The organism is Enterococcus italicus (assembly GCF_023743875.1).
Taxonomy (GTDB): Bacteria; Bacillota; Bacilli; order Lactobacillales; family Enterococcaceae; genus Enterococcus_G; species Enterococcus_G italicus.
The window spans coordinates 539,433-552,474 of the sequence record NZ_JAMRVB010000001.1; the positions used below are offsets into that span (position 1 = coordinate 539,433).

Annotated in this window: 18 protein-coding genes and 2 tRNA genes; 19 read left to right on the forward strand and 1 reads right to left on the reverse strand. The window is 37.9% G+C overall.

The genetic code is table 11. The annotated features are described in order from the left end of the window. Positions 1-22: 22 nt before the first annotated feature. The 18 genes from NE257_RS02550 to NE257_RS02635 all read left to right on the forward strand — a co-directional run bounded on the left by NE257_RS02550 (position 23) and on the right by NE257_RS02635 (position 11,992). Positions 23-928, forward strand: a complete 906-nt coding sequence (locus NE257_RS02550) for a F0F1 ATP synthase subunit gamma (RefSeq protein WP_007208682.1) — start codon at positions 23-25, stop codon at positions 926-928. Positions 929-955: 27 nt separating this feature from the next. Further along, positions 956-2,362 (forward strand): F0F1 ATP synthase subunit beta, encoded by a 1,407-nt coding sequence (gene atpD / locus NE257_RS02555; RefSeq protein ID WP_007208681.1) that lies wholly within the window; start codon positions 956-958, stop codon positions 2,360-2,362. A gap of 13 nt (positions 2,363-2,375) precedes the next feature. Continuing rightward, positions 2,376-2,798, forward strand: coding sequence for a F0F1 ATP synthase subunit epsilon (locus NE257_RS02560; RefSeq protein ID WP_007208680.1), 423 nt, complete (start codon positions 2,376-2,378; stop codon positions 2,796-2,798). Positions 2,799-2,934: 136 nt separating this feature from the next. Next, on the forward strand, positions 2,935-3,168 hold the full coding sequence (locus NE257_RS02565; protein WP_040367376.1) for a DUF1146 family protein: 234 nt from the start codon (positions 2,935-2,937) through the stop codon (positions 3,166-3,168). Positions 3,169-3,215: 47 nt separating this feature from the next. Next, a complete protein-coding gene (gene murA / locus NE257_RS02570) occupies positions 3,216-4,511 on the forward strand; it encodes a UDP-N-acetylglucosamine 1-carboxyvinyltransferase (RefSeq protein ID WP_007208679.1) in 1,296 nt (431 codons plus the stop codon). A 16-nt stretch (positions 4,512-4,527) separates the two neighbouring features. Continuing rightward, entirely contained in the window at positions 4,528-4,704 is a 177-nt protein-coding gene (locus NE257_RS02575; RefSeq protein ID WP_007208678.1) for a DNA-directed RNA polymerase subunit beta, read from the forward strand. A gap of 55 nt (positions 4,705-4,759) precedes the next feature. Further along, the gene (gene yidD, locus NE257_RS02580; RefSeq protein WP_251885739.1) at positions 4,760-5,047 is read left to right on the forward strand and encodes a membrane protein insertion efficiency factor YidD; all 288 of its coding nucleotides are present in this window, start codon (positions 4,760-4,762) and stop codon (positions 5,045-5,047) included. A 173-nt stretch (positions 5,048-5,220) separates the two neighbouring features. Next, a complete protein-coding gene (locus NE257_RS02585) occupies positions 5,221-6,399 on the forward strand; it encodes an ABC transporter substrate-binding protein (protein ID WP_251885740.1) in 1,179 nt (392 codons plus the stop codon). A gap of 84 nt (positions 6,400-6,483) precedes the next feature. Next, a complete protein-coding gene (locus NE257_RS02590) occupies positions 6,484-7,362 on the forward strand; it encodes a branched-chain amino acid ABC transporter permease (protein ID WP_251885741.1) in 879 nt (292 codons plus the stop codon). Positions 7,363-7,371: 9 nt separating this feature from the next. Next, entirely contained in the window at positions 7,372-8,352 is a 981-nt protein-coding gene (locus tag NE257_RS02595; protein WP_007208675.1) for a branched-chain amino acid ABC transporter permease, read from the forward strand. After that, positions 8,330-9,106, forward strand: coding sequence for an ABC transporter ATP-binding protein (locus tag NE257_RS02600; protein ID WP_007208674.1), 777 nt, complete (start codon positions 8,330-8,332; stop codon positions 9,104-9,106). The genes NE257_RS02595 and NE257_RS02600 overlap by 23 nt, the downstream gene beginning before the upstream one ends. After that, positions 9,106-9,807, forward strand: coding sequence for an ABC transporter ATP-binding protein (locus NE257_RS02605; protein ID WP_007208673.1), 702 nt, complete (start codon positions 9,106-9,108; stop codon positions 9,805-9,807). Before NE257_RS02600 ends, NE257_RS02605 begins: the two co-directional genes overlap by 1 nt. A 3-nt stretch (positions 9,808-9,810) precedes the next feature. Further along, entirely contained in the window at positions 9,811-10,458 is a 648-nt protein-coding gene (locus NE257_RS02610; RefSeq protein ID WP_007208672.1) for a CBS and ACT domain-containing protein, read from the forward strand. Positions 10,459-10,539: 81 nt separating this feature from the next. Further along, on the forward strand, positions 10,540-10,770 hold the full coding sequence (locus NE257_RS02615; RefSeq protein WP_251851332.1) for a DUF2969 family protein: 231 nt from the start codon (positions 10,540-10,542) through the stop codon (positions 10,768-10,770). 75 nt (positions 10,771-10,845) lie between these two features. Further along, positions 10,846-10,929 (forward strand) — tRNA-Tyr (locus NE257_RS02620). A gap of 1 nt (position 10,930) precedes the next feature. Next, positions 10,931-11,002 (forward strand) — tRNA-Gln (locus tag NE257_RS02625). Between the two features lie 81 nt (positions 11,003-11,083). After that, positions 11,084-11,245 (forward strand): hypothetical protein, encoded by a 162-nt coding sequence (locus NE257_RS02630; protein WP_251854320.1) that lies wholly within the window; start codon positions 11,084-11,086, stop codon positions 11,243-11,245. Between the two features lie 42 nt (positions 11,246-11,287). Next, positions 11,288-11,992 (forward strand): GntR family transcriptional regulator, encoded by a 705-nt coding sequence (locus NE257_RS02635; RefSeq protein ID WP_251851334.1) that lies wholly within the window; start codon positions 11,288-11,290, stop codon positions 11,990-11,992. A 1-nt stretch (position 11,993) separates the two neighbouring features. Here NE257_RS02635 and NE257_RS02640 read toward each other — a convergent pair whose 3' ends face one another. Then, positions 11,994-12,632: a YigZ family protein gene (locus NE257_RS02640; protein ID WP_251851335.1), complete on the reverse strand. Its 639-nt coding sequence runs from the start codon at positions 12,630-12,632 to the stop codon at positions 11,994-11,996. 98 nt (positions 12,633-12,730) lie between these two features. Between NE257_RS02640 and NE257_RS02645 the strand changes: the two genes are divergently transcribed. Then, positions 12,731-13,024, forward strand: a complete 294-nt coding sequence (locus NE257_RS02645; protein ID WP_007208667.1) for a DUF7662 domain-containing protein — start codon at positions 12,731-12,733, stop codon at positions 13,022-13,024. The last annotated feature ends 18 nt before the right edge of the window (positions 13,025-13,042 follow it).

The window sequence follows — 13,042 nt, forward strand, 5'->3', positions numbered from 1 at the left end:
TGTAAGGAAGAGGTGAATCGCAATGGGCGCTTCTCTAAATGAAATAAAGCAACGAATTGCTTCCACAAAAAAAACAAGCCAAATTACAAAGGCAATGCAGATGGTTTCTGCGGCAAAGCTTACAAAATCTGAAGCCCATTCAAGACAATTTCAGGTCTATGCATCTAAAGTTCGAGAAATCGTTACCCACTTGGCAGCACAGCAACTAACTGACCTTGCGGGTACACCAGATAGCAAAAAGGGAATCAACTACAACAGCATGCTTATCAGTCGACCTGTGAAAAAAACAGGGTATATTGTAATAACTTCCGATGGGGGGTTAGTTGGTGGGTATAATAGTTCAATTTTGAAACAAATGATGACAATGATCAAAGACGATCACCAAAATTCCAATGATTATGTCATGATTTCCATTGGGGGAACTGGGGCTGATTTCTTTAAAACGCGCGGAATTCCACTTGCATATGAACTAAGAAATCTTTCTGATCAACCAAGTTTTGAAGAGGTACGCAAAATCGTCAATATGGCAACGTCAATGTATCAAACAGAAGTCTTTGATGAGTTATATGTTTGCTACAACCATCATGTCAATTCATTGACCAGTCAATTCCGAGTTGAAAAGATGCTGCCAATTATAGACTTAGATCCAAGTGAAGCCAAAAAATATGAGCAAGAGTATCTGTTCGAGCCTTCAAGAGAAGCCATCTTGGATCAGCTACTTCCTCAATATGCGGAAAGTTTGATTTATGGTGCAATTGTGGATGCAAAAACAGCTGAACACGCGGCAGGAATGACTGCGATGAAAACTGCAACGGATAATGCCAAACATATTATTGATGATTTGACGATTAGTTACAATCGTGCACGTCAAGGGGCAATTACCCAAGAAATTACCGAAATTGTTGGTGGTGCAGCTGCACTCGAATAATTTTCGTGAATGAATGGAGGAAAATAAATGAGTTCAGGCAAAATTGTCCAAGTCATTGGACCCGTTGTTGACGTAGAATTCTCATTAGATGAGTCATTACCAGATATCAACAATGCGCTTGTTGTCTATAAAAATGATGCTTCTAAAACAAAAGTTGTATTAGAAGCAGCTTTAGAGCTAGGTGATGGTGTGATTCGTGCTATCGCAATGGAGTCAACAGATGGACTTCAAAGAGGAATGGAAGTCGTTGATACTGGCGAATCTATTTCTGTGCCCGTCGGAAAAGAAACGTTAGGCCGAGTATTTAACGTGCTAGGTGAAACAATTGACTTACAAGAACCTTTTCCTAAAGATGCGCAACGTAGTGGGATTCATAAACCAGCACCAAACTTTGATGAATTAAGTACAAGTACTGAAATTTTGGAAACAGGGATTAAAGTCATCGATTTACTAGCCCCTTATTTAAAAGGTGGGAAAGTTGGACTTTTCGGTGGTGCCGGTGTTGGTAAGACCGTCCTTATCCAAGAATTAATTCATAATATTGCCCAAGAACACGGTGGTATTTCTGTTTTCACAGGGGTTGGTGAACGTACGCGTGAAGGAAATGACCTTTACAATGAAATGCGTGAATCTGGCGTAATTGAAAAAACAGCAATGGTGTTTGGTCAAATGAATGAGCCACCTGGTGCGCGGATGCGTGTCGCCTTGACTGGATTGACAATTGCGGAATATTTCCGTGATGTGGAAGGGCAAGATGTATTGTTGTTTATCGATAACATTTTCCGTTTTACTCAAGCCGGATCAGAAGTATCCGCCTTACTTGGCCGGATGCCATCAGCGGTAGGATACCAACCAACACTAGCCACTGAAATGGGGCAATTACAAGAAAGAATTACCTCTACCAAAAAAGGATCAGTAACATCGATTCAAGCCATCTATGTACCAGCGGATGACTATACTGACCCAGCGCCAGCCACAGCGTTCGCTCATTTGGATGCAACGACTAACTTGGAACGGAAATTGACAGAACAAGGGATTTATCCAGCTGTTGACCCACTGGCATCTTCATCTAGTGCCTTGGCGCCAGAAATTGTCGGTGAACAACATTATCAAGTAGCGACGGAAGTACAGCATACCTTACAACGCTACCGTGAATTACAAGATATTATCGCTATTTTAGGTATGGACGAGTTATCAGAAGATGAAAAAGTATTAGTTTCTCGTGCTAGAAGAATTCAATTTTTCTTATCTCAAAACTTCCACGTTGCTGAACAATTTACAGGCCAACCAGGGTCATATGTACCTGTTTCAGAAACGATTCAAGGGTTTAGAGATATTCTAGATGGCAAATACGATGAGCTACCTGAAGAAGCCTTCCGTAGTGTCGGAAGAATTGAAGAAGCCGTTGAGAAGGCTAAAAAACTAGGCTACTAGAAAGAGGTGTACCATGAGTCAATACTTAACTGTAAATGTGGTAACGCCAAACGGACTAGTCTATGACCATCATGCATCGATTGTCGTCGCTAAAACGACGGATGGCGAGCTAGGAATCTTGCCTAATCACATCCCTGTGATCGCACCACTTCTAATAGATGAAGTTAAAGTAGGTCGTAAAGACGATGATGGACATGTTGATTGGATTGCAGTCAATGGTGGCATTATGGAAGTTCGTGACAGTGTTGTTTCGATAGTGGCTGATAGTGCAGAGCGTGAAAGAGACATCGATGTTTCACGTGCTGAACGGGCGAAAATTCGTGCCGAACGAATGATTGAAGAAGCTAAACAGAAAGATGACGTTGATGAACTTCGTCGAGCAACGGTTGCACTACATAGAGCAATAAACCGTATCAATGTCTCGAAACATTTGTAACAATTATAAAAGAAGTCTCTGATTTTGTTAGAGACTTTTTTTATTTGATAAATTCTTATATACTAGATATTTTTTTAATTGCAAAACTTATGGTATTATGTGCCTATGGGTTTTTAGCGGAAGGGATGTGAAGGTGTTGCAAGTATACGGAATAGATGTCATCATTCGTATTACGAGCCATCTTGCTTTTATTTATTTAACTTTTTGGAGCTTAAAAGCCCTGAGATTGGATATCTTGTTCCGATCATTACAAACCCCGCAAATTCGTACATTAATGGTATTGCTCTCAATCACAATTGGTTATACTGCCAGTAGCTTCTTTTTAGAATTGATTGCATTGAGCAAAAATTTATTTTTAAGTGGAATTTGAGGATGAATGAAAGATACAGTTAAGCCTATGCTTTGGAGGGAACAATAATGGATGAAATTATCGTTAAAGGCGGTAATCAATTAAAGGGTACAGTTAAGATTGAAGGAGCAAAAAACGCAGTCTTACCGATACTTGCAGCTAGTTTATTAGCAGATGAAGGAACAACCAACTTACATAATGTACCAATTTTATCAGATGTATTTACAATGAATGAGGTAATCCGTCAATTAAATGCGCAAGTAAAATTTGATGAAGAACAAAAGCAAGTCACTATCGATGCGACAGCCGATTTAAATATAGAAGCACCCTATGAATACGTAAGCCAAATGCGTGCATCAATAGTAGTCATGGGACCATTATTGGCAAGAAATGGTCATGCCAAAGTAGCTATGCCAGGTGGCTGTGCTATAGGTAAGCGGCCAATTGATTTGCACTTAAAAGGGTTTCAAGCATTAGGCGCACAAATCATTCAAAAGGATGGCTATATCGAAGCGATTGCCGATCAGTTGATTGGGACGAATATTTATTTGGATTTTCCAAGTGTCGGAGCCACGCAAAATATTATGATGGCTGCAGTGAAGGCTAAGGGAACGACTGTGATTAGTAATGTTGCCCGCGAGCCTGAAATAGTTGATTTAGCAAATATCTTAAACAAAATGGGTGCCAAGATTTTTGGTGTGGGTACTGAAACGATGCGCATTGAAGGTGTGGAAAAACTTCACGCTGTAGAGCACGCTATCGTACAGGACCGGATTGAAGCAGGTACTTTTATGGTAGCAGCCGCGATGACGCAAGGTGATGTTCTAATTGAAAATGCAATTGCCGAACACAATCGTCCGCTTTTATCCAAATTGGCGGAGATGGGTGCAGAAATTTCAGAAAATGATGAAGGAATTCGGATTGTAGGACCTAAAATCTTAAAAGCGACAGATATTAAAACCCTACCCCATCCTGGTTTTCCCACCGATATGCAAGCGCAAATGACAGCTATCCAAATGTTAGCGCACGGTAGAAGTATTGTGACAGAAACGGTTTTTGAAAACCGATTCCAACATTTAGAAGAAATGGTGCGCATGAATGCTAAAGTGAAGATTGATGGAAATGTAGCCGTAATCGATGGACCAAATGACTTGCAAGGATCTATCGTGCATGCGACAGATTTACGTGCTGCGGCAGCATTGGTTTTAGTTGGACTATGTGCTGAAGGTATTACACGAGTGCGGAATTTAAAATATTTAGATCGTGGGTATTATCAATTCCATCAAAAATTACAAAAACTAGGTGCAAAAATTGAACGAATCAATGATAGTTCGAACGAAAAAGTGGCCGCTTATTCATTTTAATTAGGATGTGAATACAATGAAAAACACTTCAACAATACTTATGTCTTTATTTAAAATAGTACTAGTTATTTTGATTGCGATGATTTTATTTTTTGTAGGCTTAATGGTCGGCTACGGCTACATTGGTGACGGAAACCCGACTGGTGTGTTTAGTGGAAAATTGTGGCAACATATTTTTGAATTTTTCCTATAGTTGATTGTTGGTCTACAATCTTTGAACAAATCGTTCATCTGTAGAGAGGTCATATATGAAAAAAATACTTATTGGGCTTGTCAGAGGTTACCAAAAATTTATCTCTCCGTTGACACCACCAAGTTGCCGTTATAATCCTACTTGTTCAAATTATATGATTCAAGCAGTTACGGTACATGGTTTTTTTAAAGGTGCGGTAATGGGCATTTCTAGAATATTGCGGTGCCATCCATTCGTTCATGGAGGCCTTGACTATGTACCAACAAAATTTTCATTGGTTAGAAATAGGGTCGATAGAGTTGAGCCTAACTATCAAGATATTATGAAAAGAAAACATTCTTAATTTGAGTGTTTTCTTTTTTTTTGGGTGAAATTTCACAATTTAGACAAATTAAATACATAAAGTAAGCTATCTATGACAGAATAAATAAAATATTCTGAAAATTCGTTGACAATTGTTATTATTTTAGGTATATTATGATTCATATTCAGGGGAATTTAAGGGAGGAAGTAATGATGAAAAAGAAGTTGGCATTTTTGTTTGCAAGTCTATTTATCCTAGGTGCTTGTAGTGCTAGCCCGACTGGAAAATCGAGTAGTTCCGCAGATGGCGGAAACAAACAAACCGGAGATACCATTAAAATCGGTGTGAATTTAGAATTATCTGGCGCAGTTGCCGGTTATGGATCACAAGAAAAAGACGGTATTGAATTAGCTGTAGAACAAATTAATAATGACGGTGGAATTTTAGGTAAAAAAGTTGAATTAGTTGTTAAAGATAATAAATCTGATAACAACGAAGCTGCAACTGCTGCTGCCAACTTAGCAACCAACGATGATGTTGTGGCAATTATTGGTCCTGCAACGTCTGGTGCATCGAAAGCTGTTATTCCGAACATAACAAAAGCACAAGTACCGTTTATTACTCCTTCTGGAACAGATGATTCTGTTACAATGAGTAATGGAAAAGTGCAAGAATATGTCTTCCGTTCAAGCTTCCAAGATAGTTTCCAAGGGAAAGTTTTAGCACAATATGCAACGGAAAAGCTAGATTCGAAAAAAGTGGCCATTTTGGGTGATAATTCAAGTGATTATGCGATTGGATTAACAAAAGCATTTAAATCTGAATACAAAGGCGATATTGCTATTGAAGAAAACTTTACGAGTGGTGACAAAGATTTCCAAGCAGTTTTAACAAAAATTAAAAACTCAGACTTCGATGTTTTATATGTACCTGGTTATTATGAAGAAGCTGGTCTAATCATCAAACAAGCACGAGAAATGGGAATTACCCAACCAATTATTGGTGCAGATGGCTTCGGAGATGAAAAGATTGTTCAATTAGCGGGAGCAAGCAATGTTACTGATGTTTACTATACCGGACACTTTTCAATTCTAGCTCCAGCAAACGATACTGTACAACCGTTCATAGATGCATATAAGGAAAAATATGGAACTGAACCTTCAACATTTAATGCATTGGCGTATGATGCAATGAACATGATCAAGCAAGCAATCATCAATCAAAATTCAGCTGATTCAGCGGCAATTACAAAAGGGTTAGCAAGTTTGAAAGATTTTGAAGGTGTTACTGGTAATATCACGATTGATAAAGACCATAATCCAGAAAAATCAGTGGTAATCATCAAATATACGGATGGAAAAGAAAGCTCAGCAGAGACGATCAATCCATAAGTAAGGTAAGTGGGGCTGGGGCAAAATCGTATAGGGTTTTGTCTTAGCCTTTTTCGTTGATAATAAAAAATTGGAAGTGATGAGATGGAAGTATTACTACAACAAGTCGTGAATGGTCTTTTTTTAGGAAGTATTTACGCATTAATGGCATTAGGATATACGATGGTTTATGGTATTATCAAACTAATCAATTTCGCTCATGGTGAAATCTACATGATTGGTAGTTTTATTGGATATTTTTTAGTTAAACAATTAGGTTTTGGCTTTTTCCCATCTATGATAATTGCCATGGTGGGTTGTGCTATTTTAGGGGTGGTCATTGAATTTTTAGCCTATCGTCCTTTACGAAAATCGACACGTATCTCTGCGTTAATCACAGCAATTGGGGTTTCATACTTATTGCAAAACTTAATGATTTATTTTTTCAAACCAGATACGCGACCTTTTCCGCAAGTCATTGCACGTCAGACTTATCAGTTGGGGTTTATTTCCGTTAGTAATATTCAATTGTTAATCTTAGGGGTTTCGCTATTTTTAATGATTTTATTACAAGTTATTATTCAAAAAACACGTATGGGTAAAGCGATGCGTGCAGTCAGTGTGGATGCAGATGCAGCCCAATTGATGGGGATTAATGTCAATCGGACAATTTCATTCACTTTTGCTTTAGGGTCAGCATTGGCTGCAGCAGGTGGGATGTTGATTGGTTTGTATTACAATTCGATTGATCCAATGATGGGTGTAGTACCCGGATTGAAGTCTTTCGTAGCAGCTGTATTAGGTGGAATCGGTGTTATACCTGGGGCAGCCATTGGTGGTTTTGTCATTGGGTTGATTGAAACAATTTCCACTGCACTCGGTTTTTCAGATTATAAAGATGCTTTTGTTTATGGCGTCTTAATCATTATTTTACTTATTCGCCCAGCTGGTATTTTGGGTAAAAATATTAAAGAGAAAGTGTAGGTGGCATAAATGAAAAAAAACTTGAAATACAATCTAACATGGTTGCTACTTACGTTGGTCATCTATTTTGGTTTATTTGGTTTGTATAATGGTGGCTTTATAAATATTTTTACAGATGCGATTATTGTCAATATCGGTATTAATATTATTTTGGCAGTCAGCTTGAACTTAATTATTGGTTTTTCTGGTCAATTCTCATTAGGACATGCTGGATTTATGGCAATTGGCGCATATGCTAGTGCGATTATTACGACTAAGAATCCTACTTTTGGTGGCTTTTTGCTAGCGATTATCGTAGGTATGATTATTGCAGGCGTTGTCGCATTTGTAGTCGGAACACCAACATTGCGTTTAAAAGGGGATTACCTTGCCATTGCAACACTAGGTATTTCTGAAATTATTCGGATTCTTATAGTAAACAATAGTTGGTTAACAAATGGACCTTCAGGAATTTTTGGTATTCCAGAATTCAGTAATTGGCAGTTGGTATTTATTTTTGCTGTATTGACTGTTGTATTTGTTTCAAACTTCATTAATAGCGGTGGAGGTCGTGCGACTCTTTCAGTCCGAGAAGATGAGATTGCTGCAGAATCGATGGGAGTCAATACAACCAAATTTAAAGTAATTGCCTTTGTGTTTGGTGGCATGTTGGCAAGCTTGGCCGGGACACTCTATGCTAGTTATCAACAATCTGTATTCCCAAGTGATTACACCTTTAATAAATCCATTGATATTTTAATTATTGCGGTATTTGGTGGTTTAGGAAGTACGACTGGTTCTGTATTGGCAGCTATTGTTTTAGGTGTTTTAAATATGTACCTGCAAGATTTTGGTAGCTTGCGAATGATCATTTACGCATTAGCATTAATTGGTATTATGATTTTTAAACCAAGTGGATTATTAGGCACTTGGGAGTTCTCAATCAAACGCTTGTTCAATCGTTTTAGCAAAAAGGGAGGCGACTTAGATGGCACTTCTAACGGTAAATAATTTAACGAAAAATTTTGGTGGTCTGGCGGCCGTCTCCCATGTCTCCATGTCAGTTGAAGAAAATGAATTAATAGGATTAATTGGTCCGAATGGAGCAGGAAAAACGACATTATTTAACTTATTGACGGGTGTATACGAGCCTAGTTCAGGTGATGTGTTATTAAAAGTTGGTGGCAAAGAAGAACGATTAAATGGCATAAAACCTTATAAGGTTGCTGATCTTGGCTTGTCTCGGACATTTCAAAATATTCGTTTATTCAAAGACTTAACAGTATTAGACAATGTTTTAATTGCAATGAACTCAAAAAATAAAGAAGGTTTCTTAACAAGTGTCTTCAGGTTACCTAAATTTTATCGTACAGAAGAAATGATGACCACAAAAGTAAAAGAGCTTCTTCAGATTTTTGGTCTTGATTCTAAGATGGATACCCTAGCAAAAAATCTGCCTTATGGGGAACAACGGAGATTAGAAATCGTTCGTGCCTTAGCAACGCAACCAAAAATTTTATTTTTAGATGAGCCGGCAGCGGGCATGAATCCTCAAGAAACTGCAGAGTTGACCCAGCTGATCCGAAAAATCCAACGTGAATTTCAAATTACTATTGTCTTAATCGAGCACGACATGAGCTTGGTTATGGATGTATGTGAGCGAATTTATGTATTAGAATATGGTCAAGTCATTGCACATGGTACCCCCATAGAAATTAAAAATAATCCTAGGGTCATTCAAGCATATTTAGGGGGAGATTTATAATGTTAGAGATCGAAAATTTATCTGTCCACTATGGTATGATTCAAGCCGTTCACGATGTGTCTTTTCATGTCGAAAAAGGTGAAATAGTATCATTAATTGGTGCCAATGGAGCAGGAAAAACAACCATCCTTAGAACGATATCAGGTTTGACTCGTTCTTCGAAAGGAAAAATTTCTTTTGAGGGCAAAGGGATTGAAAAACAAGCACCCCAAAAAATTGTCGCATCAGGACTTTCTCAAGTACCTGAGGGCCGTCATGTATTTCCAGGGTTAACGGTTCAAGAAAATTTGGAGATGGGGGCATTTTTACGGAAAGATAAGGAAGTCAAACAAGATTATGAACAAGTCTTTTCGAAATTTCCAGTATTGAAAGAGAGAAAAAATCAAGATGCAGCCACATTGTCAGGTGGGGAGCAACAAATGCTAGCAATGGGAAGAGCCTTAATGTCTAAGCCAAAGTTATTGCTTTTAGATGAGCCTTCAATGGGCTTGGCGCCAATCTTCATTCGAGAAATTTTTTCGATTATTCAGGAAATTCAAAAGCAAGGAACAACGATTCTATTGATTGAACAAAATGCGAAAATGGCTTTATCCATTGCGAATCGAGGTTATGTTTTAGAAACTGGGAAAATCGTTCTTGAAGGTACTGGTCAAGAATTATTAGCCAGTGAAGCTGTGAAGAAAGCATACTTGGGAGGGTAAACAATGAGTGTTAGTGATTTCATGACAAAAAAAGTTGTAACAGTTACGCCAGCTACACCTGTATTTGATGCGATAGATGTAATGAAAGCTCATAATATTCACCGTCTTCCGGTGGTAGAAGAGGGGCACTTAGTCGGATTGATTACTGAAGGCGTGATTCAATCTGCATTGCCATCAAAGGCTACGTCACTAAGTGTCTATGAATTAAATTATTTAATTAACAAAACAAACGTATCAGATATAATGATTAAAGATGTTTTAACTATTCAACCGACAGCCTTATTGGAAGATGCTATCGCAAAAATGCGGACGAATAGTGTAGCCGTTTTACCTGTTTTAGACAATGGGAATTTGGTTGGAATTATTACGAATAATGATATTTTTGATGCTTTCTTAAAGATTACTGGCTATCACGAAGGTGGCACGAGAATTAGCGTCAATATTTCTAAGGATAAGTCCGGTGTAATTGCTGATTTATCAAAAATTTTAGCCGATCATCAAATGAGTATATCAACGATTGTCGTCAACAGAAAATCAGATGGCACCATTGTTGAGTTCCAAGTTGTTTCTAAACAAGTAATTAAGATTCGTGAATTATTTGAAGACGCGGGCTATCAAGTTGTCGATGCGGTATTAACGAATGTCAAATAAATTCTAACTGTGGTGACTGTTGCGACGGTCACCTGTTTTTTTTATGCAAAAGTTATGCTACACTATTCATGAGGTGGGAAAATGCGAAAAAATAAAGACACGGAAATTCAATTCCAAGAGACAACAAAAGTAATCAACGGTCAAAAATATGAAGTTGGGGAACTATACTTAGGCAAGAAGAAAATTGGTGAAATCTTGACCTATGCAACCAAAGACTTTCAGGTTTTTATTGGCGATGAAAATTGCGGAAGTGCCAAAACAATGGATGACGCATTAGAATTGTTTATTCGTCAATGGAATTTACAAGATTAAAAAAATTTGATATTCTACTTGCAATGCGTTATATAATGTTGTATTATAACGAGGTCGGGTTATTCAGACAACATTGGAGGAGTAGCGAAGTGGCTAAACGCGGCGGACTGTAAATCCGTTCCTTTCGGTTCAGTGGTTCGAATCCACTCTCCTCCACCATTGGGGTATAGCCAAGCGGTAAGGCAAGGGACTTTGACTCCCTCATGCGTTGGTTCGAATCCAGCTACCCCAGTCTTGCAATAAAGAGAGTATCGAATGTTTCGATACTCTCTTTATTTTTTTATAGTGTTGTTATTTTAAAGGAGGAATTATTATGAAAATGACGAAAAAAATTAAATTGGCGATTCGAGAAGCTGCATTGGAAGTGTACGACTTATCGAAGAAGGACTTCAATGAGTCAAAAGGAAAAAAGGTAGCAGGAACAAGATCACGATTAAAACAACAAACAATTAAATGGCATGCAAAAAATAAATAATAGTCATTCACTTTTAAGAGATTGAGCTTAGGGAGAAAACAAATGGCAGAGCAATTACCTATATATATTCAAATACATGATGATATCAAACGAAAAATAGAAGAAAATATCTGGCAAGTAGGGGATCGTATACCATCCGAACGGGAATTATCTTTGCATTTTGGCGTTAGTCGGATGACTTTACGGCAAGCGATTCAGAATTTGTCTGATGAAGGTATTTTGGAAAGAAAAGTAGGTTCTGGCACGTATGTAGCCAATCGAAAAGTTCAGGAAAAGATGACTGGAACAACAAGTTTTACTGAAATTATGTTGTCCCAAGGAAGACAGCCGTCAAGCAAGGTGACTTCTTATTTTGTGACCTCTCCCAGCTCAAGTGAAATAGAAAAATTAGCTTTAAGTGAAAAGCAACTTGTCTTACGAATGGAGAGAATTCGATACGCGGATGGGATACCAATTTGTTTTGAACTCGCCTCCATCCCAGAAACGCTAATCAATCAGTTTACGAAAGAGAGCATCACGAATTCATTTTATCGGATATTGGAAGATGAAGGATTTAAAATTGGGCGTGCTAACCAAACAATTTCTGCGACTGAAGCATCAGAAAAGATTGCTGAATTTTTAAATATCAAACGTGGTGACGCGGTGTTGCGACTAAGACAAGTCTCTTTCTTTGATGACGGTCGGCCGTTCGAGTATGTGCGTACACAATATGTTGGCTCGCGTTTTGAATTTTATTTAGAAAAATAGCTTAATCAGCTTGTAAAATAGGATAGTCATAAAATGTTTTCGGACCATCCTCAATACGGACGCGACCATTTAATAATTCAATTAGCTCAGCTTTAATTATTTCAGGATGTTCTGTCGAAATTGTAAGCGCAACTTCTTGTAAAAATTCGGTTGAAAGTGTGTTGATTTTTTTTGCTTCCAGAAAATAGTTGGTTTGATTGAGATTAGAATAGTCGATAAATATAGTGACAGCTGATTCTAGCCGTTTTTCGATTAGGCCAGCTTTTATTACTGCCGACTTGGTACTATGTGCATATGCACGTACTAATCCTCCTGTCCCTAACTTCGTTCCGCCAAAGTAACGTGTGACGATGGCAAGGGTATTTGTCAGCTTCTGACCTTTCAACACGTCTAGCATTGGGATACCGGCAGTTCCACTTGGCTCGCCATCATCGCTTGAGCGGTGAGTTTCAGGCGTCTGTCCTACAATGAACGCGTAGCAATTATGATTTGCTTTTGGGTGTGCCTTTTTAGTCATTGCAATGAACGATCTAGCTTCATCTTCGGATTCAATGCGATGAACTGTGCAAATAAATCGTGATTTTTTTATTAGTTGCTCATCTGTTTCATCTTTGGCAATAGTAATATAATTAGTATTCAACAGTTCTCCTCCTTTCAAGTAAGTATAGTCAATCAGTTGCTAGTTTTCAACTTTGTAAGAGGGTAGAATTTTGAAATGAGTAAGGAGGTGACGAGAGAATGGAGCGAAAAAAGAAGTATGATGTAATCACAAACTATTTAAAACATAATGGAGGAAGTCAGATTACGTTGACGTTTACTCAATTTGATGAGCTTCTTTTTCCTTCAGTTGGTCTACCTAAAACTGCTCGAACTTCAGTGGAATGGTGGGCAAATGATTATCGTCATCCGGAAAATGGCGCGTACGCATGGTTAAACGCAAAATACGAAGTGATTCATATTAATTTAGAAAAAGAGTACGTGGTGTTTATTCCATTATTAAAATCAAATTGGTTCTTTACTGAAAAGAAATAGTTTGGAGGAAATGTAATT